The 21,150-nt window shown below is 54.8% G+C and carries 21 protein-coding genes; 12 read left to right on the top strand and 9 right to left on the bottom strand.

The features are described from left to right. Positions 1 to 6: 6 nt before the first annotated feature. Positions 7 to 486 (bottom strand): hypothetical protein, encoded by a 480-nt coding sequence (locus tag SIC18_RS07960; RefSeq protein ID WP_048346247.1) that lies wholly within the window; start codon positions 484 to 486, stop codon positions 7 to 9. A 42-nt stretch (positions 487 to 528) separates the two neighbouring features. After that, positions 529 to 2,178 carry an ABC1 kinase family protein gene (locus tag SIC18_RS07965; RefSeq protein ID WP_413430526.1) on the bottom strand — a complete coding sequence of 550 codons (1,650 nt, stop codon included), beginning with the start codon at positions 2,176 to 2,178 and terminating at the stop codon, positions 529 to 531. 237 nt (positions 2,179 to 2,415) lie between these two features. On the opposite strand from SIC18_RS07965, the gene SIC18_RS07970 reads away from it, so the two are divergent. Next, positions 2,416 to 3,831, top strand: coding sequence for an aminotransferase class I/II-fold pyridoxal phosphate-dependent enzyme (locus tag SIC18_RS07970; RefSeq protein WP_413429248.1), 1,416 nt, complete (start codon positions 2,416 to 2,418; stop codon positions 3,829 to 3,831). Between the two features lie 5 nt (positions 3,832 to 3,836). Next, complete coding sequence (locus tag SIC18_RS07975) at positions 3,837 to 4,745, top strand: phosphatidate cytidylyltransferase (RefSeq protein ID WP_413429249.1); 909 nt, start codon at positions 3,837 to 3,839, stop codon at positions 4,743 to 4,745. Between the two features lie 28 nt (positions 4,746 to 4,773). Here SIC18_RS07975 and SIC18_RS07980 read toward each other — a convergent pair whose 3' ends face one another. From SIC18_RS07980 to rimI, 5 genes are all read right to left on the bottom strand, one after another. Continuing rightward, positions 4,774 to 5,412 carry a DUF2993 domain-containing protein gene (locus SIC18_RS07980; RefSeq protein ID WP_413429251.1) on the bottom strand — a complete coding sequence of 213 codons (639 nt, stop codon included), beginning with the start codon at positions 5,410 to 5,412 and terminating at the stop codon, positions 4,774 to 4,776. Continuing rightward, a complete protein-coding gene (locus tag SIC18_RS07985; protein WP_048346251.1) occupies positions 5,400 to 6,275 on the bottom strand; it encodes an alpha/beta fold hydrolase in 876 nt (291 codons plus the stop codon). The genes SIC18_RS07980 and SIC18_RS07985 overlap by 13 nt, the downstream gene beginning before the upstream one ends. After that, positions 6,272 to 7,405, bottom strand: a complete 1,134-nt coding sequence (locus SIC18_RS07990; RefSeq protein ID WP_413429252.1) for an iron-containing alcohol dehydrogenase family protein — start codon at positions 7,403 to 7,405, stop codon at positions 6,272 to 6,274. Before SIC18_RS07990 ends, SIC18_RS07985 begins: the two co-directional genes overlap by 4 nt. An 8-nt stretch (positions 7,406 to 7,413) precedes the next feature. Further along, positions 7,414 to 9,996, bottom strand: coding sequence for an ATP-dependent Clp protease ATP-binding subunit (locus tag SIC18_RS07995; RefSeq protein ID WP_048346253.1), 2,583 nt, complete (start codon positions 9,994 to 9,996; stop codon positions 7,414 to 7,416). Positions 9,997 to 10,186: 190 nt separating this feature from the next. Beyond that, a complete protein-coding gene (gene rimI, locus SIC18_RS08000; RefSeq protein ID WP_413429253.1) occupies positions 10,187 to 10,609 on the bottom strand; it encodes a ribosomal protein S18-alanine N-acetyltransferase in 423 nt (140 codons plus the stop codon). A 93-nt stretch (positions 10,610 to 10,702) separates the two neighbouring features. On the opposite strand from rimI, the gene lysA reads away from it, so the two are divergent. The 8 genes from lysA to SIC18_RS08040 all read left to right on the top strand — a co-directional run bounded on the left by lysA (position 10,703) and on the right by SIC18_RS08040 (position 17,523). Then, the gene (gene lysA / locus SIC18_RS08005; RefSeq protein WP_048346255.1) at positions 10,703 to 12,064 is read left to right on the top strand and encodes a diaminopimelate decarboxylase; all 1,362 of its coding nucleotides are present in this window, start codon (positions 10,703 to 10,705) and stop codon (positions 12,062 to 12,064) included. A gap of 30 nt (positions 12,065 to 12,094) precedes the next feature. Continuing rightward, on the top strand, positions 12,095 to 12,928 hold the full coding sequence (gene cdaA / locus SIC18_RS08010) for a diadenylate cyclase CdaA (protein WP_413429254.1): 834 nt from the start codon (positions 12,095 to 12,097) through the stop codon (positions 12,926 to 12,928). After that, positions 12,925 to 13,698, top strand: a complete 774-nt coding sequence (locus SIC18_RS08015) for an isoprenyl transferase (protein ID WP_413429256.1) — start codon at positions 12,925 to 12,927, stop codon at positions 13,696 to 13,698. The genes cdaA and SIC18_RS08015 overlap by 4 nt, the downstream gene beginning before the upstream one ends. 49 nt (positions 13,699 to 13,747) lie before the next feature. Continuing rightward, the gene (bioB, locus tag SIC18_RS08020; protein WP_413429257.1) at positions 13,748 to 14,734 is read left to right on the top strand and encodes a biotin synthase BioB; all 987 of its coding nucleotides are present in this window, start codon (positions 13,748 to 13,750) and stop codon (positions 14,732 to 14,734) included. A gap of 104 nt (positions 14,735 to 14,838) precedes the next feature. After that, entirely contained in the window at positions 14,839 to 15,054 is a 216-nt protein-coding gene (locus tag SIC18_RS08025) for a hypothetical protein (RefSeq protein WP_413429259.1), read from the top strand. Next, positions 15,054 to 16,007 (top strand): rhodanese-related sulfurtransferase, encoded by a 954-nt coding sequence (locus SIC18_RS08030; RefSeq protein ID WP_413429260.1) that lies wholly within the window; start codon positions 15,054 to 15,056, stop codon positions 16,005 to 16,007. The genes SIC18_RS08025 and SIC18_RS08030 overlap by 1 nt, the downstream gene beginning before the upstream one ends. Positions 16,008 to 16,042: 35 nt before the next feature. Further along, complete coding sequence (locus SIC18_RS08035) at positions 16,043 to 17,020, top strand: DUF952 domain-containing protein (RefSeq protein ID WP_048346260.1); 978 nt, start codon at positions 16,043 to 16,045, stop codon at positions 17,018 to 17,020. Further along, positions 17,020 to 17,523: a hypothetical protein gene (locus SIC18_RS08040; protein WP_048346261.1), complete on the top strand. Its 504-nt coding sequence runs from the start codon at positions 17,020 to 17,022 to the stop codon at positions 17,521 to 17,523. Before SIC18_RS08035 ends, SIC18_RS08040 begins: the two co-directional genes overlap by 1 nt. Here the strand turns inward: SIC18_RS08040 and lipA are convergent. Then, complete coding sequence (gene lipA / locus SIC18_RS08045; RefSeq protein ID WP_048346262.1) at positions 17,505 to 18,407, bottom strand: lipoyl synthase; 903 nt, start codon at positions 18,405 to 18,407, stop codon at positions 17,505 to 17,507. The two genes, SIC18_RS08040 and lipA, sit on opposite strands and share 19 nt — an antisense overlap. Before the next feature lie 31 nt (positions 18,408 to 18,438). Then, a complete protein-coding gene (gene recR / locus SIC18_RS08050; RefSeq protein ID WP_048346263.1) occupies positions 18,439 to 19,008 on the bottom strand; it encodes a recombination mediator RecR in 570 nt (189 codons plus the stop codon). A gap of 104 nt (positions 19,009 to 19,112) precedes the next feature. On the opposite strand from recR, the gene psbP reads away from it, so the two are divergent. Beyond that, complete coding sequence (psbP, locus tag SIC18_RS08055; RefSeq protein WP_048346264.1) at positions 19,113 to 19,667, top strand: photosystem II reaction center PsbP; 555 nt, start codon at positions 19,113 to 19,115, stop codon at positions 19,665 to 19,667. 117 nt (positions 19,668 to 19,784) lie between these two features. After that, the gene (locus SIC18_RS08060) at positions 19,785 to 21,092 is read left to right on the top strand and encodes an NHLP bacteriocin system secretion protein (protein WP_413429262.1); all 1,308 of its coding nucleotides are present in this window, start codon (positions 19,785 to 19,787) and stop codon (positions 21,090 to 21,092) included. The last annotated feature ends 58 nt before the right edge of the window (positions 21,093 to 21,150 follow it).

The raw sequence follows: 21,150 nt of genomic DNA on the forward strand, positions 1-21,150 counted from the left end.
CTTGAATTAGAAGAATTCGTCAAAGTTGTCGAAGTCAACTGCTTTGAAATTGCCTGACTCCACTTGAGTCATTAACCGTTCCAATTGCACCCATAAAGCCCCACCTGTGAGAAGAGAAAGCAGCATGGCAACTAAGTATCCAGCGCCTGAAGCAAACCCAAAGACTTGAAGCGACCCGCCGATGAACAGGGTGATGCCGAGGAGAGTACCTGCATAGCTCATCGTGACTTCTGCCGTGCCAAGGGGCAAAAGGGCGAGGCGATCTTGCTTCCAGCCATCTAATCGAATCTGGATCAGCTTCGCAAAAGTGAGGCCGCACAACACTCCGATTGCTAGCCCCAGACCTGCGACGAGATAGGGCGGTTGGTTGATGGGCGTGTATTCCAGCAAGATTTCGCTGGGATCAAGATCACCAAAGAAATCACTGAGCGCATCAAGGTCGGCTTGATCTAACTCGATGGGCATGAGGTCAGGGGCTACTCCCATAACAATGAGGTTGTGAGTTTGAGGTGAACGTGTTGGGGGACCCTAAGCGGCAGCTAGTGGGTTCAGTTGTTGCAGCATGCGCCCAGCTATGCGACGAGGGCTGAAGGTGCGTCCGATCAGGGAGGTCAGGGACCTGATGTCTTCTGTGCTGAGGCGATCGTCCCGCACAAGGGTGAGCAGCATTCGTTTGCGTAGGTCGGCGCCATCCTTACTCAGCAGTAAGCGCAAACCTGCCCCTGCAACTGGAATCAGCTCAGCGCCAGGTGTGGGAGCATCACTGCCTACGACTGCGAGCAGGCTTTCCAGTCGTTCGAGGCGAAGATGCCCTTCTGAATCAAACAAGACTTCTAACAGTTTTTCGCGCATCTCTTTGGTGTCTCCAGCTAGGAGACGTTTGGCCACGTAGGGGTAGGCCACTGCAATGATTTTGAACTCTGGATCGAGGCGAAGGGCAAGACCTTCCTGGCTCACGACTGCGCGGATGATGAGGGCGAACCGAGCTGGCACTCGGAATGGATAGTCGTACATCAATTCCGAAAAGCGATCGGTAATGGCTTTGAAATTGAAGGTTCCCACGGAGTCACCCAGGCTTCCGCCCAACACTTCTCTCAGCGGAGGAATGATCGACTCCAGATCTGCGTTAGGTGCCAAAAATCCCAACGTTTGGAAATCGTTGGCCAGGGCTGAAAAGTCTTTGTTAATGAGGTGAACGACCGCACCAGTGAGTGTTAAACGGTCGGAATTACTGATCGAATCCATCATTCCGAAGTCCACGTAGGCCACGTGACCGAGATCTCCTGTTTGACCACTCAGGGCAAATAAGTTTCCTGGGTGAGGATCTGCATGAAAGTATCCGTATTCGAGAAGTTGTTGTAGGCCGCTGATGACACCCGTGCGGATGAGGGCGGGGGGATTGAGACGTTGAGCTTTCAACTCCTGCCGATCTCTCATCTTGGTTCCATGAATCCAGGAGGTGGTGAGCACACGCCTTGCTGAAAGCAGTCGCTCTACTTTTGGAATCGTGACGGCTGGATTATCAGCAAACAGGGCTGAAAAGCGTTCGGCGTTGTCGGCTTCGCAGTAGTAATCAATTTCTTCAAACAAGCTGCGACCAAACTCATCGATGATCTCTCCCAATCCGAAGCCCAAGTTGAGAGGTAGAAAAGGTGCACCCAAAACGCCCAGGGTGCGAATCAGCACCATGTCGCGGCGCAAAATAAAGGCGAGATTGGGCCGCTGCACCTTCACGGCAACCCAATGCTGACCATGCAAACGAGCCTTGTAGACCTGACCCAGGCTGGCTGCAGCAACAGGCACGTCGGGGAAGTCTTCGAAGAGTTGCTCCACCGGAGCTCCTAGCTCCTCTTCAACGGTTTGAAGTGCGATCGCGTGATCGAAAGAGGGAAGATCGTCCTGAAGCTTGGTGAGTTCATCGAGCCAATCGCGTCGGATCAGATCAGGCCGTGTGGACAGCGCTTGTCCCACTTTGATGAAACAGGGCCCCAGATTTGTCAGGGTGCGAAGCAGGGTTCTGGCCAGTTTGCGCTGCACCTCGGAATCTTTGCTTCTGCCACGAAGTAGCAAGCTGACCACTAAACCAGTCAGTGCCCAGATGATTTGGAACAGCCGCGGTAGATAAATCCAGGGTCTCAGTAAGAGCCAGCGCGCATCTTTTCCCGGTGCGTAGCGCATCTGGGCTTTACAAACGTCTTTCGATTGGGTGTTGTTGGCCAAACTGGTTCGCTCTGCCATATCCAACACGTTTCAGTCTTAAGAGCGTGAATCTTAGGCAGGTTGTTCCTTTCAATCGTTTCATGGGCTTGTTTGCGCCCCCTGCCCTACGCGATCAGTGTTCTGAGTGATCAACGTTCGTTGCGATCAAGTTGGTAAAGCGATCGATTTGGCTGGACTGAAGAAGCGCAGGCCCTTATGCACTCCTTAATTCCGTTGCTACGGCCTGACCAGCGGCAGTCTCTGCATTTGCCGGTGCATGGTCGGGGCAGATCCTTGCCGCCAGCTCTGAAGCGTCTGCTGCGGCAGCCACCCGGTAGTTGGGATCTTCCAGAACTTCCTGAGATTGGTGGGCCTCTTGAGAAGGAAGGTGCTGTTGCAGATGCGCAAGCACGACTGGCTTCCCAGTTGGGTGTTGCCGCTTGTTGGTTCGGTGTCAACGGTTCAACCGGTTTGCTTCAAGCAGCGCTTTCTGCCCTGGCTGGACCTGGCCAGGCGGTGTTATTGCCGCGCAACGCGCATCGCAGCTTGATTGCCGCCTGCGTGTTGGGAGGGATTCGGCCTGTGTTTTTACCTGTTCCATTCCTCTCTGATCGTGGACATCCAGGTGCGATGTCTGCGCAGGGGTTGGAGAGCGCGCTCACAGCCCTTCCTTCCATTCCTGAGTCGATCGTGGGCGCCGTGTTGGTGCATCCCACCTATCACGGTTATGCGTCCGACCCAACCCCTTTAATCGCAGTCCTGCATCGTCTCGGCTTGCCCGTGCTTGTGGATGAAGCGCATGGCACCCACTTTGCTTTCGCTGGTGGGGAAGCCTTACCTCGATCCTCCCTTCATGCGGGCGCTGACCTCGTCGTGCATTCCTTGCACAAATCAGCACCTGGTCTAGGGCAGACAGCTGTGCTTTGGCTTCAAGGCACGCGTGTGAATTCTGCAGCAGTGCAAGCGTCATTGCTCAGGTTTCAGACCAGCAGCCCCAGTGCCTTGTTGTTGGCTTCCTGTGAGGCCACTTTGAATTGGATGCTGACCCCAAGGTGGGAGCGTTTGCTGCAGCGAAGATTGAAACAGGCCCGTCAGCTTGCCGCTCGACTTGATGCTGCAGGACTGCCATTGAGACGCAGTGATGACCCCTTGCGTTTGATTTTGGTGACGGCGGAGAAGGGAATCAGTGGTTTGGATGCCGATGCATGGTTGATGCAGCGTGGATTGATCGCCGAACTGCCAGAACCCTTTTGTTTGACCTTTTGCCTGGGCTTAGCGTCTCAGCGTGGGTTGGCCCAACGCATGCAACGACTTTGGCGCAGGCTCCAGGCGTCTCACCCCAGTTCTGGGCCTTTGGACCCGTTACTCTTGCCGCCATTACAGATCTGTTCAACGCCTGAACTGCTTCCAGCGCTTGCTGTTCGGGCTCCAGCGTGTGAGCTGTCTATCCACGACAGTGCTGGACGCATTGCCGCCGAAATGATTTGTCCTTATCCGCCAGGCATTCCATTGCTCATCCCTGGCGAAAGAATTGGATCGGATCGCTTGGAGTGGTTGTTGAGTCTGCACCGAAGATGGCCGGAACAGGTGCCCGGTATGGTGAAAGTTCTGGCTGAAGAGCCGCAGGCCTAACTGGGGTGATTTCAGACGTAGCAAGCAGCAGCCAAGGCAAAACCAAGAAGGGTTTTGATCGCAAGCGCTTGCTCAGTGGATTGCTTGCTGGCGCTTTTGGCTTGTTGGTGGTGGGCCTCGGCGGGTGGTGGTTCACGCTCGCGTTGGGGGTGATCGTGCATCTGGGTTTGTTGGAATTTTTCCGAATGGCCCAGTTCAAAGGCATGAGGCCTGCCACGAAAACAACGCTCGTGGCATGCCAGCTCTTGCTCTTCAGCACGCAGTGGGCCAATTCAGGAGGTCTTCCGGCTCTTTTGCCTGATGCAGTGCTGCCTTTATCGGGTGCAGCAATCTGCGGTTGGTTGCTATTGCAGCCCGTCACAGGATCGATTGCCGACATTGCCGCTTCAATCTTCGGGTTGTTTTATCTCGGTTTCCTGCCAAGCCATTGGTTAAGACTTCGCAATCTCACTGATGTTGATCTTGCTCCCATTTTGCAACGTTTAAGTCTTGATAATTCCTGGCTTTCATCGGGATTATTGATCACACTTGCTGCCTGCTTGATGGTCGTTGCGAGTGATATTGGTTCTTACATGATTGGTCGACGATTTGGACGTCATCCTTTGTCCCCTATCTCTCCGTCGAAAACGATTGAGGGGGCGATCGGAGGTGCGTTGTGCTCCGTTGTGGTGGGAGCTTTGATGGCTAGCCTCATGGGGTGGACCCTGGGATGGCTCACTGGAGGCTTGCTTGGGGCACTGGTGGCGCTATTTGCGCTCGTTGGAGATCTCACTGAGTCGATGATGAAACGCGATGCAGGCGTTAAAGACTCTGGCGATGCTCTCCCTGGCCATGGGGGAATTCTTGACCGGATTGATAGTTATTTGTTTACTCCTGCGGTGGTGTATTACGCCTTGATTTTGGTGATGCTTTGATCGCAAACTAACTCTTAAAAAAATCAGCTCAGGGACTGACAGTTGCTGTCCCTTCAAGAATTAATTGGCCAGCTTTGAGGTGAGCTTTTTGAATGTGAATGCCGGGATCCATCGGCAATAACAACGATTTTCCTGTCTCGAGATGGGTGATCTGAATGGTGCCCTCTGAGGCTTTTAGACCGAACCGAGCGCGCACAGGATCTTGCGTTGCAATCACGGCGGCCTGCAATTCAAGTAAGTCGTCGTCGATGCTCAAGGAACGAAGAGGCGTCAGCCCCATCAATTGCTCACTGAGGAGATCTCCCAGCCAGCTCCAGCGATCACTGGCAAGTGCTCGATTGAGATCGGCTCCGTTGAACACCACCTCCCCATCAATGTTGAAGGAATGGGAGAGCTGAATCGGTTGGCCAGGATGGGAGGGATTGATGTGTGCTTGGAGTGAACTCGTTTTCAGCTCAGCACGCAGAAGGGGGAGTTTCTGAAAACTCACCTTGCGGGCGGTTAGGGACACGCCTTCCAGCTTGCCCCGCAGGAGTTGCAAGGCCGATCCTTGGAGATTCAGCTTCAACTCACCCACTTCATCGCATTGTCCTCGGATCCAAATCTGCAGACCATTGGAGAGCAGTTGGAGCAGAGGCCCAGAACTGTTTGCATTCATGGAAAGCATTCTGATCCCCGCCAGCGTTTTGCCACCAAATCCGGTTGATCGAGATGGGGAAGATGCCCGCAATGGGCAACCGATTCAAGCTTGTCTCCCAATAGCTCCTCAGCGGAACGTTTTTGAGGAGCCCGCAAGATCCGATCTTGCTCACCCCAGAGCACATGCAGGGGCTGAGAGGGAAGTGGGGAACCGCAACCTGCGAACCCGCCGCTGCGGGCGAAGGCCGCTAGGGAACGCGCCCATCCAGGCACCTTGAGGTGCAGGGATGCAATCTCAATTTCTGGTTCGCCAACGCTGCTGTCTGGATCGGCAAAGGCTTGTCTGCACAACCCTCGTCTCACGCCAGGTCTGCCCAAGAACCACACCCCCAGTTGGTCCAGAACTGGAGGTAGTGGCATCGGTTTGCCGTCCAGTCCTGCGGGAGCCAGAAGCAGCAAGCGATCGATGCGGTCGGGATGCCGCCGTGCGAGTTCCATTGCAACAGAGCCACCCATCGATGCCCCGATTACCCCGATAGCTTCGTTTGTTGGCAAGTTGCCCAGCAGCGCATTGAGATGTTTGAGGACGAGCTCAGGTCCGTAGCTGGTTCGTTCTGGTCTTGGGCAAAACCCGAATCCGAAGAGATCGGGAATGATCAGTGTGTGGTTGGTTTTGAGCAAGGGCACCAGACGTCGGAATTCCAGATTGGAACTATCAAATCCATGCAGTAACAGCACTGGTGGCCCACTGCCCACTGTCACCACTGGATAGTGGTCTGCCCCCCCATCGGTGCAGGAGAGTTCCAACCAGTCCAAGCCTTTGAGCTGTTCACGGGCCAGAGGATCGAGAAGTGTGGAGGCTGCGTTCTCGAGAATGCCCTTGTTGGTCAAGCTTCAGTCTCCAGAGACGTATTGATAGGGCGACTGTCTGCGTCGGTGCTTACGAGAGCTTCAAGAAGATCGGTCTCTGTGACCTCGAAGGGGAGATGGTGTAGGTCGGATCCTGGCCGGCAGGCGAAGCTGCAAATGGCGCGTAAGTCATGCAACCCTGTTTCTCCAAGCCCAAGATCCTGAAGCGAAACGGGTAGAGCAAGCTCCTTGAGTAAGGGCAGAAGTTGGCGACGGGATTGGGCGGCCAATTGATTGCCACCAAGGCGTTCTTCAAGCCGGAGCTGCACCAGAATGCCAAATCCCACTTTTTCTCCGTGCAACTTGCCGTGACAGGAAGGCAATTGCGTTAGGCCGTTATGGACCGCGTGGGCCGCAACCGTCCTGCACTGCGCTCCTCCTAGGCCACCGATCACTCCTGCGGTCAGACCACAGGCTTCAGCAACTCGGACCCAGGCCTCACTCTCAGGACGAGCTATGGCATCAAGGGCATCAATCAAGAGTTGATCGCGTAGTACTCGGGCCATTTGAACGGCCTGTTGGATCATTCCGTCCGTACTGGATCCGCTACCCACAGAGGCTTCGTACCACTTGGCCAGGGCGTCGGCGATGCCACTCGAAAGAGTCTGAGTCGGTGCTTGACGAACCAGTCCATGATCAAAAATCAGGAGATCTGGGCAAGCATCGAGTGCCACGTCGGAAACAAACGCTCCATCTGGTGAATAGATGTTGGCGAGAGCTGTCCAACCTGCGCAGGTTGCGGCACTCAGCGGCACCGTGATGCAAGGAACTTTGAGACGGTAGGCAAGGAGTTTTCCTGCGTCTAAAACCTTGCCTCCTCCTGCTGCAATCACGGAGTCACACGCGGTTGCCTTCAGCGAGGCCTCGAGGCGAATGAGGTCATCCTCACAGCAATCGAAGTTGAGTTGAACCTCTTCAACGGACAGATCGTTTGCAATGAGATCAGCTTTTAAACCAGCACGAATGGCTTGGGTTGCGGGACTACGCCCAAGCAGTGCCGGTCTTTGACAGAGGTCAGCAATGGCTGAAAGACCACGTTTCCATGCTTGCTCTCCCCGAATGACACGGGAAGGAGCAATGGCATGTGTGTGGCAAACCAACGACGTGGTCATGCTTTGCCTCAGACCCCAGCGTTGGCCAATTGAGGTGTCACTGGGGTTGCTGTGTTGAGGTGGCGAACAACCACTTTTTTGTCATGGTCGATGTCCACTTCAGCGGAATCTCCTTCTTTGATACGGCCGGTGAGGACTTCCTCCGCCAGGCTGTCCTCGAGAAGGCGCATGACCGCGCGACGCAGGGGCCTTGCACCGTAAGCAGGGTTGTATCCCTCCTCGACAAGACGCTCTTTGAAGGCGTTGGACACCGTCAAAGTAATCCCTTTGTCACCAATTCGAGCAAAAACTTCCTTGAGCATGATTTCCGCAATGTCTTTCACCTCTTCACGATTGAGTTGACGGAAGACAATGATTTCATCGAGACGATTAAGGAATTCTGGCCTGAAGTACTGCTTCAGCTCCTCATTAACTAGCGATTTGATTCTGTTGTACTGATTTTCATCGGCGTTTTCACCAGAGAATTCGAAGCCCAAACCGCCACCACCTTTTTCAATCACTTTCGAACCGATGTTCGAGGTCATGATGATCAAAGTATTTTTGAAATCAACGGTTCTTCCTTTGGAATCGGTTAGACGCCCGTCTTCTAGAAGTTGCAAAAGCAAGTTGAAGACATCGGGATGAGCCTTCTCAATCTCGTCAAATAGCACAACCGTATAGGGACGCCGCCGCACCGCTTCTGTCAGCTGTCCTCCTTCGTTGAATCCCACGTATCCAGGAGGAGAACCGATCAGTTTGCTGACAGTATGCCTCTCCATGAATTCCGACATATCAAGACGGATCATCGCTTCTTCGCTACCAAAGAAATAGGCAGCGAGTGCCTTCGTGAGTTCTGTTTTCCCGACACCTGTAGGTCCTGAGAAAATGAAGCTTGCAATCGGCCGATTTGGATTTTTCAGGCCAACCCGCGCTCGACGAATCGCCTTGGAAACTGCTTTGACGGCTTCGTCTTGTCCGATCAAACGCTTGTGGAGAGTTTCCTCCATGTTCAACAATTTGACTGACTCACTTTCTGTAAGTTTTTGAACAGGAACCCCAGTCCATGAGGCCACAATGTGAGCGATGTCTTCCTCATCAACGACCGGAGTGGTGAGAAGTTGAGTTTGTGCTGTTGATGAATCTGTTGCATCAGAGGTCACAGCTTCACCAACAGATGCAGCTGCGCTGGTGTCAGCATCTCCTCCATTCGCTGGGGTTTCTTCACGGCTGCTCTGGAGCAACGTGCGAATCTTTTCACGCAACTCAACTTCTTTGTCGCGTAATTCTCCCGCGCGATTGAAATCTTGGTCGCGAACGGCATCCTCCTTCTCCTTCTGGACAGCGCGGAGCTCTTTATCCACTTCCTTCGCTGCAGGAGGCAGCTTGGAATTCAGCAGACGAACTCGGCTTCCAGCTTCATCAATGAGATCAATGGCTTTGTCTGGAAGGAAGCGATCGGAGATGTAGCGATCACCCAGTGTTGCTGCTGCATCGAGGGCCGCGTCTGTGATTTTGAGGCGATGGTGCTGCTCGTAGCGCTCACGCAGCCCTCTTAAAATTTCAATGGTGTCGGCAATAGAAGGCTCACCCACCATGACGGGCTGGAAACGACGCTCTAGGGCCGCATCCCTCTCGATATGTTTACGGTATTCATCAAGCGTGGTTGCGCCGATGCATTGAAGTTCGCCACGCGCTAAGGCAGGCTTCAGGATATTGGCTGCATCAATGGCACCTTCAGCTGCGCCAGCACCAATCAACGTGTGAACTTCGTCGATCACCAAGATCACATTGCCGGCAGCTTTGATCTCTTCCATGATCTTTTTGAGTCGCTCCTCAAATTCCCCGCGGTATTTCGTGCCTGCAACGAGCAAGCCAATGTCGAGGGTGAGAACACGCTTCTCTTCGAGAATGTCTGGAATGTCACCCTGCTGGATCCGTTGAGCAAGGCCCTCAGCAATTGCGGTTTTGCCAACACCAGGTTCTCCAATAAGAACCGGATTGTTTTTGGTGCGTCGGCCGAGAATTTGAATCACTCGATCGATCTCTTTGTGGCGTCCAACCACCGGGTCCAGTTTTGCCTCAGTGGCTAGTTGGGTGAGGTTGGTGCCGAATTCATCCAATGTTGGGGTTTTGGTGGATCCTTTGGATCCGCCACCACCACCAGCACCCACCTCTGCTGTTTCGCCGAGCATGCGAATCACTTGAGTGCGAACCTTCGCCAGATCCACACCGAGATTTTCGAGAACGCGCGCCGCTACGCCCTCTCCTTCGCGAATGAGGCCCAGGAGAAGGTGTTCCGTGCCGATGTAGTTGTGACCCAGCTGCCTTGCTTCTTCCAGAGACAACTCCAGGACGCGCTTGGCACGTGGGGTAAAGGGAATTTCGACTGCAACGAAACCTGAGCCTCTGCCGATGATTTTTTCAACTTCGACCCGAGCATCCTTGAGGTTGACGCCCATCGACTTGAGCACCTTGGCCGCAACGCCGGTGCCTTCACCGATCAAACCCAACAAAATCTGCTCAGTTCCAACAAAGTTGTGGCCAAGGCGCCTTGCCTCTTCTTGGGCCAGCATGATCACCTTGATGGCCTTCTCGGTAAACCGCTCGAACATCTTGAGGGCCTTTAGTGGTGAAACCAAGCTATCAGGGATAAAGAGTTGTTGTGATCACTCTCGATACCAACCCAGATCCCAGTAGTGATTTGGGGTAAGCCTCCCAAAAAGTGTTAATCAATGCAGAAATGTAGTGCGGGTTTCTGTTTGATCAGGGCGGGTATCCCTACCAGCAGCATGCTGAATTGATTCAAGTGAGTTTGACTTCTCTTTGCATCTCCAGCGACTGAATCAAGGCGTCTTTGCCATCGCGGTAGTAGCGGGCCCTGCGGCCAATGGTTTTGAAGCCCAATGCGCTGTATAGAGCCTGTGCCCCAAGGTTGTCTTCGGCCACATCAAGCCACGCTTGTTTGGCTCCAGCGTTGTTGGCATCCGCCAGTAGCTGCTTCAAAACAGTTCGCCCCAATCCGCGGCGCCGTTGCTCTGGATCAACGGCAATCAGAGTGATTTGCAGCTCATCCATGACAACCCAGCCACAGGCCATTGCTAATAGGTCGTCTGCACTGGCAGCGATTCCGACACAGAGTCTTTGAGGATCAGAGAGTTCGCGCTCCCAGTGGTCTGAATTCCAAAGACCATTGAGAGCTCGCTCATCGAGTTTCAGGCATGCCAAGACATGCGATTGATTAAGTCGGATCGTTGTTTGGGTCAGGGTTGAGAAGCATCGCTTCTTAGATTGCCCCCACTGCCCGCCTCTGACGACTCCATGGCCACCCCTTTTGAATCCGGCTGTGATCCCGTCAGCCCCAATCGGAATCTGGCTCCAGTGTCATCTGAACTCGATGATCTGGGCCGTCTGATGGTGGGGGGCTGTCGCCTGAGCGAACTTGCAGAGCGTTATGGAACCCCGCTCTACGTTCTTGATGAGGTGAGTATTCGCGCCTCGGCTCGGGAGTATCGGGAAGCTTTGAAACGTCATTACCCCGGCGATTCTCTCGCCGTTTATGCATCCAAAGCCCATAGCTCATTGGCTCTTACAGGTCTTGTGGCTTCAGAAGGACTTGGTCTGGATGCCGTTTCAGCTGGAGAGCTGCTCACCGCTTTGGATGGAGGGATGCCGCCAGAACGCATGGTGTTGCATGGAAACAACAAGTCGGTGGAGGAGCTCGCCCTCGCTTACAGCCATGGGGTGATGGTGGTGGCCGATAACCAGCACGATTTGGATTGTCTTGCTGAGCTTGTTCCTAAAGGCGGTGCACCGGTTCGCTTGATGCTGCGTTTCACTCCTGGCATTGAATGCCACACCCACGAGTACATCCGCACGGGACATCTAGACAGCAAATTTGGGTTTGATCCTGATCAGTTGCAGCCCGTGCTGACAGCGTTGGCTGGGTGTGCTTGGGCTCGTGTTGAAGGTCTACACGCGCATATCGGGTCTCAGATTTTTGAACTCGACCCGCATCGGGATTTGGCCGCTGTCATGGCTGATGCCCTCAAGTTGGCCCGGGAGCTTGGTCATCCGGTCCGAGATCTCAATGTCGGCGGGGGACTTGGAATTCGCTATGTCGAATCCGACGATCCACCGTCGATTGATGCCTGGGTCAAGGTGGTGGCAGAAGCCGTGACCCAGGCGTGCCGAGAGCGTGGTCTTGAGCTGCCTCGTTTGATGTGCGAGCCGGGCCGTTCTCTTGTGGCATCCAGTGGCGTGACGGTTTACACCGTGGGCGCCCGCAAAGTGGTTCCAGGCATTCGCACCTACGTCTCGGTTGACGGTGGGATGAGCGACAACCCGCGACCGATCACCTACCAGTCGCTCTATACGGCATATCTTGCTGACCGTCCTTTGGCGCAGGCAGACGAAACCATCACTTTGGCCGGGAAGCACTGTGAATCCGGCGACGTGTTGCTCAAGGACCTGTCGTTTCCATCGTGCCGGAGCGGTGAGGTGCTGGTGGTCCTGGCGACGGGTGCCTACAACCTCTCGATGAGCTCGAACTACAACCGGATTCCGAGGCCTGCTGCTGTGTTGGTGCATCAAGGAGTGGCTGAACTCATCCAGAGGCGTGAGCAGCCAGAGGATTTACTTCGTTATGACTTGATGCCAGATCGCCTGCGCTCGGTACAGTGAGATTGAAAGCATGAGGGGTGCGTAAACGCAATGGCGGTGTTGCAACTTCGCCTGCTGATCGACGTTTTCTGCGCCTCTGCTCTCGGTTTTCTTCTTTTCACGAGAGTCAACGAGCAGCGAACCCTTTGGCTGTTAAGGGGCTACCTGTTTCTTGTTGCTCTCGCCTGGTTCGTTAAACGGTTTTTCAATCTCCCGCTCACATCGACGTTGGTCGATGCACTGGTTCTTGCCTGTTCGCTGTCTTTGGCCATCCTTTGGCAGGGAGAATTGCGCCGGCTGATGGAACTGCTCGGCACGGGACGGCTCGCCGTTCTATTGGGCAATCCTCAAAGCAAGCTCAGAGCGACCGCTAGTACCGTCGCTCAACTAACTGATGCTGCGGGTCGCCTGTCTAAATCGCGACGGGGTGCCTTGATTGTGGTGGATTTAGGCAGTGATTTACGCCCCGAGGATTTCCTGAATCCAGGAGTGACCGTTGATGCGCAGCTGAGCAGTGAACTATTGCTCAATTTGTTTGCCTCAGACACACCTCTCCATGATGGTGGGGTGGTACTGAAGGGAAATCGGATTATCTCCGCTGGCGTCATCTTGCCTCTCTCGCGTCAAGGCATTAGCCGCTACGGCACAAGACACCTTGCGGCTCTAGGCATTACCGAGCGCTTCGACCGCTGCATCTGTGTTGTTGTGTCTGAAGAAACTGGCACGTTGTCGCTTGCGAATCAGGGCAAGCTCGAGCGTCCAATCACCAGTTCTCGTCTTCAAGATTTATTGACCGAATTGATGGCGGCTCCGGTGTCCTCAACCTCAGCGAAAACCGGGTCTTCACGTAGCGTAAAAAATCCTTCCCAGGACTCAGCGCTTTGAGTCAACGCTTGGTCACTAGTTCAGATGACTCTCGGATTGAGCTTTGTCCTGCCGAGATCAGTCCACAGCGTTTGCCGGCTCATGTGGCAGTGATCATGGATGGCAATGGACGCTGGGCCCAATCAAGGGGTTTGCCGCGTGTGATGGGTCATCGGGCAGGCGTTGAGGCCCTGAAAGCCACCTTGCGTCGATGCAGCAATTGGGGTGTGAAGGCTCTCACCGCTTACGCCTTCTCAACGGAGAACTGGTCTCGCCCTGGCGATGAGGTGAATTTTTTGATGACGCTGTTTGAGAGGGTGCTGGAACGCGAGCTTCAGGCCTTGGAGGCGGAGAGGGTGCGGATCCGTTTTCTTGGAGATCTTGAGCCCCTGCCTGCCCGTCTTCAGTCCTTGATCCAGGAGGCGACGAAGCGTACGGCGTCCAACGATGGCATTCGTTTCAACGTTTGCACCAACTACGGAGGACGGCACGAGCTGGTTGTCGCGGCCAGACGGCTGGCTGAACGCGCAGCCAGTGGGCAGCTTGATCCCTCCGAAATCGACGAGCAGACCCTTGCTGGCGAACTGTTCACCGCTGGTGAAATCGATCCCGACCTCTTGATTCGCACGAGTGGTGAACATCGAATCAGCAATTTTTTGCTGTGGCAGCTTGCTTACGCTGAAATTCACGTTACGGATGTCCTCTGGCCCGATTTCGATCGTGAGGCCTTAGTGCGTGCGTTCTTGGATTATCAAAGCCGAACCCGTCGCTTTGGGGGGCTGGTGGTCTAATTGCCGATGCTCTGGGATCCTGAGGGTTCGAGGTTCTCTATCAGGGTTGATGACGGAAGCGGTTGAAGTGCGCCATGACTGGACGCGAAGCGAGATTGAAGCGCTTCTGGATCTTCCCCTAATGGATTTGCTTTGGCGTGCCCAGGGGGTGCATCGTGCATCGAATCCTGGATATCACGTTCAGTTGGCCTCGCTGTTAAGTGTCAAAACCGGTGGGTGTGAAGAAGACTGTGCCTACTGTCCTCAATCGATGCATCACAGCAGTGATGTCACAGGCCAGCCCGAATTGCAGGTTGCTCCTGTTTTAGAGCGGGCGAAAGCGGCCAAGCAGGCGGGTGCAGACAGATTTTGCATGGGCTGGGCTTGGCGTGAAATTCGCGATGGTGCGCCTTTTGAGGCGATGTTGCAGATGGTGAGTGGCGTGCGTGCCTTGGGCATGGAAGCCTGCGTGACGGCAGGCATGCTCACCGATCACCAGGCACAACGTCTTGCTGAGGCGGGTCTTACCGCGTACAACCACAACCTCGATACCAGCCCTGAGCACTACAACAAAATCATTACCACGCGGACCTTTCAAGAACGTCTGGAGACGCTTGAACGGGTGCGTCAAGCGGGTGTGACCCTCTGCTGCGGCGGGATCATTGGCATGGGAGAAACCGTTGGGGACAGGGCTTCCATGTTGCAGGTGCTGGCGTCGATCAACCCCCACCCTGAGAGCGTCCCGATCAACGCGTTGGTGGCGGTGGAGGGCACTCCTCTCGAGGAACTCCCTCCCATCGATCCGATCGAGTTGGTTCGCATGATTGCTGTCACGCGGATCCTGATGCCTGGCAGTCGGGTTCGCCTGAGTGCCGGCAGGGAACAGCTCAGCCAGGAGGCTCAGATTTTGTGTCTGCAGGCTGGGGCGGATTCGATTTTTTATGGGGAAACGCTCCTCACGACTGGAAACCCTGCTGTGGAGGCTGATCGTGAGTTGCTTCGCACCGCCGGTGTGCAGGCCAACTGGCTTACAAGTTCAGAGAAGCTGGCCGCGTAGTTCAGTCTCTAGTTGCGCAGGCGTTGACTCCGTGCATGGATCTTCTGACATCTCTTGCTTTGGCTCGAACGAAACGACATAACGACTTTTTCCTTGTTAGATCAGTGGCTCAATATCTTTTGCGAGATGGGACACAAGTCACCGTCTCATCAGATCCCACAAGCTTTGACGTGCTCACCTATCAAACAATGTCCGGAGAAGCCGTTCATGCCGTTCTGACCATGAAGGCTGAGCGCGACATTTTGAGGTCAGTTGATCTTGGTCGGCTTGTTGCATTGAGCGATGATCTCTCTGTCTTCAACAGTGCTGTTGTTGCCTGATGGAACCTGCGATGGGAGCTGAGGGGAGCAAAGATGATCTGCTCGTCGCAGCGTTTTATGCCTTTACCCCGTTAGCTGAGGCGGATCAACAGGAGCTGCTAACCGCCCTTCCTCCCCTGGCTCAGGCTGAAACCGTTCTCGGTTCGGTCTTGATCGCTGCTGAAGGAGTGAACGGCACGGTGTGCGGTCCCGCGTCGGGAGTGGAACGATTGCTCGCCCGCTTACGCAGCCAACTTGCCCTGGGTGATGCCTATTACGAATGCCTGGAGGTGAAGCACAGCTGGAATCCCGAACAAGTGTTTCGACGCTTTAAGGCCAGGAGCAAGCGCGAAATTGTCACGCTTGGGCAGCCTCAAGTGGACCCTCGAGACAGTGTCGGCACCTATGTGGATCCGAAAGATTGGAATGCCTTGATTGATGATCCCGATACGTTGGTGATCGATGCTCGTAACACTTACGAGGTGGCGATCGGCAGTTTTGCTGGGGCTCTGAATCCGCAAACGGGGAGTTTTAGGGACTTCCCCGACTGGGTGGATCAGGAGCTTCGTCCTCGCATTGAGCGAGAGGGACCTCAGCGGATTGCCATGTTTTGCACAGGAGGTATCCGTTGCGAAAAGGCCAGCAGTTTTCTGCAAAAGCAGGGATTCGGCGAAATCCATCATTTGCGTGGAGGCATTCTTCGTTATCTCGAAGAGGTTCCAGAGGACAACAGCCGTTGGCGAGGGGAGTGTTTCGTGTTCGATCAGCGCGTTGCGCTGAACCATCAGTTGGAACGAGGTGACTACTCCCTATGCCACGCCTGCGGTTTGCCGGTGTCTTCTGAGCAGCAGAGTTTGCCGAGCTATATCAAGGGCGTGCAGTGTTTGCATTGCATCGATCAATTCACAGAGGCAGATCGCCGCAGATTTGCGATGCGCCAACAACAGATTGACCAGCTCGCTGCACGCGGCTAGTGCTTCAGTGGCCATGACTTGCTTTCAGGCCCCGCTTGCTGCCCATTCTTTACAGCTTTCGCCGTTGTCCCTATGCGATGCGAGCTCGCTGGGCCCTGCTTCAGGCAGGTTTGATGGTTCAGTGGCGTGAGATTGAACTCAAAGCCAAACCTGCCGCGATGTTGGAGGTCTCTGCTAAGGGCACGGTTCCGGTTCTGGTCCTTCCGGATGGCAGCGTCATTGATGAGAGTTTGGCGATCATGCACTGGGCTTTGCAGCAGGCTGACCCCCGTGGCGCGTTGGAGGCGGAAGACTCGGCTTTGTTGATTGAAGAAAATGATGGTCCTTTTAAGCATCATCTCGATCGTTTCAAGTACACCGATCGCTATCCCGGAGCTTTAAAGGAGGATCATCGCCAGGCCGGTCTTGTGATCCTGCGCAGCTGGAGCGAACGCATCAGTCAAAACGGCTGGTTGCTGGCTGATCGGTTGGCTTTGGCGGATGCGGCCCTATGGCCGTTTGTTCGGCAGTGGCGTCTCGCGGATGTGGGTGGATTTGATGATGATCCTCACCTGGCCCCGTTGAGGGAGTGGCTCATGCGCTTTCTCGATGACCCGATGATGGAACGGTTGATGCAACGTGCCGATCCCTGGTTGCCAGGTGGAATGCAACCGATTTTTCCTGCTGATGCCATTGCGATTCCCATGGATCAACCGCTGTTTCATCTCGCCTTGGAATCCGATTGGCAGGCTGCCGTTCAGCGAGGCGACTATCGCGTTTCAACGCGTGGCTTGTCCCTCGAGGAGGTGGGATTCATTCATTTGTCGTGGCAAGAGCAGCTGCAAGACACGTTTGACCGGTTTTATGCCGATGCTGGTTCAGTCCTCACGCTCAGAATCAATCCAAAGCTTGTGTCTGCCCCTCTGAGAGCAGATGCCATCCACACAGGCGTGCTTTTCCCTCACCTGTATGGCCCACTTCCCATTGCCTCGGTGGTCGAGGTGAGTCCTTTCTCTTCTCTGCCCGCCTGCTGATGCTCAATGACTTAGAAGCGCAGGCACGAGAACGTGGTTTGCTCCTTCGCCTCAAAGTTGGTCGCCCCCTTGGGCTGTGGAGCTTGCGCTTGGTGGTGGCTGAACAGCTGCCCGCTGATCGCTTGCAGCTCCAGGGCGAGATGAAAGCCTGGGCCTATGGCGCCACCACCGGACTGCAGCTCGACACAATGCGAGTTCGTCCTCAAGCCCCTGCTGGGACGGGAGATCTGATCTGGGCCGCCACCATGGCATGGGCTCTGGAATCCACTCCTTGCCTGAGGGCCAGGTTGTTGGCCATTCGCGATGCAGAGGGCCAGCACCGGCGCTTGGTGCGTTACTTCCAACAGCGTGGCTTCACGACGGTGCATGAGGTGGAGGCAGCTGTTTGGGACTTGCCTCTGCGGATGGTTTGGGGTGGTGCTGGTGCGCTGATGACGGCTGATTGTGCCGAGGTGCTGCAACGAGCTGCGCAGCGCTGGACGGCTCAGTCTCCTGCTGCGTGATAACTGCTGCGCACCAAAGGGCCACTGCGCACTTGCGAAAACCCAAGGTCGGTCGCGATGGCACCAAGCTCCTCGAATTCCGTGGGGTGCCAATAACGCGCGACCGGGATATGGGCCAAGGAGGGCCTGAGGTATTGGCCGAGGGTGATGCGCTGACAATCGACACTGCGTAGGTCTTTCAAAGTGTTGACCACTTCATCCTTGTTCTCACCAAGGCCAAGCATCAGGCCGCTTTTGGTGGGTATCGATGGGGCAAGATCTCTGGCCGCGGCAAGCAGCCCAAGCGAGCGGGTGTAAGTCGCCCCACGGCGGACTTCTCCTTGCAGTCGCTTCACCGTTTCAAGATTGTGGTTGAAACAAACGGGCTGTGCCTTCAGAACGCTGCTTAAACGCTTTCGTTGAGCTTGGAGGGCTTTGGCTTGATCCGCCACACCGCCCCAGAAGTCTGGGGTGAGCACCTCGATGGCGATCAAAGGATTGCGTGCCCGGATCGCCGCCATCGCGTTCGTGAACAAGCTGGCCCCATGGTCCTCAAGGTCATCGCGGGCGACGGCTGTAAGGACCACGTAGCGCAGTCCCATGCCCAGCACGGCTTCTGCCACCCGCTCCCCTTCTTCAGGGTTCACGGCTTCGGGTGCATGTCCTTTATCCACTTGGCAGAAGGCACAGCTACGGGTGCAGATCGAGCCCCCGAGTAAAAACGTTGCGGTGCCAGCTGCGTAACACTCCCCCCGATTCGGGCAGCGGCCCTCCTCGCAAATCGTGTTGAGCCCATTCTGTTTGACCAGCGTTTGCACCTGTTCGATCGCTGAGGCATTACCGATCGGTCGTCTCAACCATTCCGGTAAGCGTTCATGGGGGTGGATACCGCTGTAACGGCTCATGTTCCTTGTCATGACCGCGATCCTGGGGGTTTCATTCAACTGCTCGACGACCTTCAAGAGCCCGACTCAAGGTGACGTCGTCGGCATATTCGAGCTCGCTTCCAACCGGAAGGCCGTAGGCGATTCGGCTGACTTCCGTAAATGGTTTGAGCAGGCGAGCCAGGTAGAGGCTGGTGGTATCACCCTCCACGCTGGGGGTGAGCGCAAGGATGACTTCTTTGATCTCGTCTGCTGCGACCCTGTTGACGAGGCTGCTGATCTGCAGCATTTCGGGGCCGATGCCGTCCATCGGAGAGATCAGGCCTCCCAAAACGTGGTACCTGCCGGCATATTCCCTGGTTCGTTCGAGGGCCAGTAGATCCCTTGAATCCGCTACAACGCATAGCAATCCGATCGAGCGCTCTGGATTCCTGCAAATCTCACAGGTGGGTTCGGCACTGAGATGGAAACAGGTTTGGCATTGGCCGACCTGACTCCTTGCCGCCAAGAGAGCATCAGCAAAACTGTGGATCTGCTCTTCTGGTTGGCGAAGCAAATGGAGAGCCAGCCGTTGTGCAGTCCGTGGACCAATGCCAGGAAGGCGTTCGAACTGGTCGATCAACCGTGCTAGCGGTCGGGTGAAGCCGCTCAGAATTCTTTTGCAAGTCTCTGGAATCTAGGCAGGGAGATCTCCGGGCAGAATGGGACGGATTCATGAACGATTCGATGCGCTTACCGTTGCAAGTTCCGCTCCGATCGCTCTTCAGCGTTGTCTGTGTTGTATTGCTTACCGCCTGCAGCGGTGCTGGAGCTGGTCTTAATTCGTTCCAGAGCCCTGACGGCAGATATGCCTTTCTCTATCCCACCGGTTGGACGAGGGTGGCGGTGACGGGAGGTCCCACCGTGGTGTTTCACGATCTGATTAACAGTGATGAAACGGTGAGCCTTGTGGTTTCGGATGTAGACGGCGATAACGATTTACAGACCCTGGGCAGTGCTGTTGCCGTTGGGGAACGGTTGCGCCGTGATGTCATCGCCCCCGATGGCAGCGGACGCAATGCCGAGCTGCTTGAGGCGCGAGAACGGGAGGCCTCAGGTCATACGTTCTATGACCTGGAGTACAGCGTGCATCTTCAGGATCGTGATCGCCATGAGTTGGCCACCGTTGTTGTGGATCGCGGCCGCTTGTATACCCTTGCCACCAGCACGAATGAAAGCCGTTGGCCTCGCGTTAAAGACTTATTTGAATCTGTGATTACTTCGTTTACGTTGTTGATCTGATAAAAGCTTTAACTATTGAGATGGTCGAATCTCGAACATTGATGACAGACGATTGATGTTCGCAGATTTGTCCTTATCCATGGTGTTCATGATTTACCTGCAACAGCGACATTCCCTGTGTCTTTGACATCCTTCAAACAGTTAAAAACGCGTTGGGATGGTCTTGATGACCATCGACAGGTTGGTGCTTGTTTGGCAGGAATGGGGGGATTATTCACGGCTTGGCTTTTGTTTTGGCCAGTTCCTACTCAAGTTGAAGGTAAAGGTGTTCTGATCTATCCCGATAATGCTGGCGTTTTGAATGCCAGGTCTGCTGGTCAAGTTCTCGATGTTGATGTGCGTGTAGGTGATCGCGTTGAGAAACAGCAGGTGCTCATGACGCTGTATTTGCCTGAGCTTGAACGTGAACTAGAGCAAGAAAAAGGTAATTTAAAACAGCTTCAAAAACAAAATATCGAGTTAAATCAGCGTGATGCATTGCGCATCGAGACTGCACGACAGGCTCTCGATACCACTCTCGCCAAGCTCAAAGATGACGAGCGAAGGCTGGGTGAATTGCAAAGCACGTTTTCGGGGAAGCTTCGAAATCTTGAATGGTTGTCGCGACGTGCGGTGGTGGCTCCGCTATCCAGTGAAGTGGTGTCCGCAGAACAAGGACTGACCAGTACCAGCGTTGCCTTGGATGATCTCAAGATTCAGGGCAAACAGGTCCTCACAAGATTCCAGCAAATCAAACTTGATGTTGAGTCTGAGCAGCTTGATCGGACCTTTGTGATTGATGATCTGAAGCGCAAGATTCGCGTCAGCGAGGCGAAATTGGCCTTTGATGGCACGATTACAGCTCAGCGCGATGGCAGTGTGCTGGATCTTCAAGTGATTCCGGGTCAAACCATCAAAATGGGTGATCGTCTTGGCACGATTGGAAGGGGGGAGGTGGCACGAGGTAACGGCCCTGATCTGATCGCTGTCGCCTACTTCCGACCTGCTGATGCGCGACGACTACCGCTTGGGTTGCCTGTTGAGGTGGTCCCGCGCTGGAACCAAAGGGGCCGGTTTGGTGGAATTGAAGGGAAGGTGAAAAATGTGCTGACTTTGCCTGCAACCCAGGAAGATATCGCCACCACAACAGGCAATGCACAGCTTGCTGAAGACTTGGCCGGAGATGGTCCAGTGATGCGGGCTGAGATCAGTTTGCAGCGTCGATCAAGGTCTGATGATGGTTTTCTCTGGACGCTTTCCAATGGCAGTGGCGTCTTTCCGATCCGCGATGGTTTGACCGTCGATACCTTTGCGTATGTGGAATGGCGCTCACCGATCACCTATGTCTTGCCCGGGCTTCGATCGATCACAGGCGGTTATCGCACATTGAGGATTGATCGCGTCTTTGACCTCCCTTTCCTGCGTCAACCTGACACTCTTCCCTGATTTATTTTCCACGATGTCAATACGTCCATTGCTTAAGCAAGAGATTCCTTGGTTAATC

Origin of the sequence: Synechococcus sp. Cu2B8-bc1011, assembly GCF_047302735.1 — a bacterium.
GTDB lineage: Bacteria > Cyanobacteriota > Cyanobacteriia > PCC-6307 > Cyanobiaceae > Synechococcus_C.

Bases quoted from the DNA above. Each gene is read 5' to 3' on its own strand.
- SIC18_RS07970 (WP_413429248.1), top strand. From the start codon at position 2,416: ATGCACTCCTTAATTCCGTTGCTACGGCCTGACCAGCGGCAGTCTCTG.
- lipA (WP_048346262.1), bottom strand. From the start codon at position 18,407: ATGAGCCGTTACAGCGGTATCCACCCCCATGAACGCTTACCGGAATGG.
- lysA (WP_048346255.1), top strand. From the start codon at position 10,703: ATGGCCACCCCTTTTGAATCCGGCTGTGATCCCGTCAGCCCCAATCGG.
- SIC18_RS07965 (WP_413430526.1), bottom strand. From the start codon at position 2,178: ATGCGCTACGCACCGGGAAAAGATGCGCGCTGGCTCTTACTGAGACCC.
- SIC18_RS08040 (WP_048346261.1), top strand. From the start codon at position 17,020: ATGCTCAATGACTTAGAAGCGCAGGCACGAGAACGTGGTTTGCTCCTT.
- psbP (WP_048346264.1), top strand. From the start codon at position 19,113: ATGCGCTTACCGTTGCAAGTTCCGCTCCGATCGCTCTTCAGCGTTGTC.
- SIC18_RS07995 (WP_048346253.1), bottom strand. From the start codon at position 9,996: ATGTTCGAGCGGTTTACCGAGAAGGCCATCAAGGTGATCATGCTGGCC.
- SIC18_RS07960 (WP_048346247.1), bottom strand. From the start codon at position 486: ATGGGAGTAGCCCCTGACCTCATGCCCATCGAGTTAGATCAAGCCGAC.
- bioB (WP_413429257.1), top strand. From the start codon at position 13,748: ATGACGGAAGCGGTTGAAGTGCGCCATGACTGGACGCGAAGCGAGATT.
- SIC18_RS07980 (WP_413429251.1), bottom strand. From the start codon at position 5,412: ATGCTTTCCATGAATGCAAACAGTTCTGGGCCTCTGCTCCAACTGCTC.
- SIC18_RS07990 (WP_413429252.1), bottom strand. From the start codon at position 7,405: ATGACCACGTCGTTGGTTTGCCACACACATGCCATTGCTCCTTCCCGT.
- SIC18_RS08030 (WP_413429260.1), top strand. From the start codon at position 15,054: ATGGAACCTGCGATGGGAGCTGAGGGGAGCAAAGATGATCTGCTCGTC.
- cdaA (WP_413429254.1), top strand. From the start codon at position 12,095: ATGGCGGTGTTGCAACTTCGCCTGCTGATCGACGTTTTCTGCGCCTCT.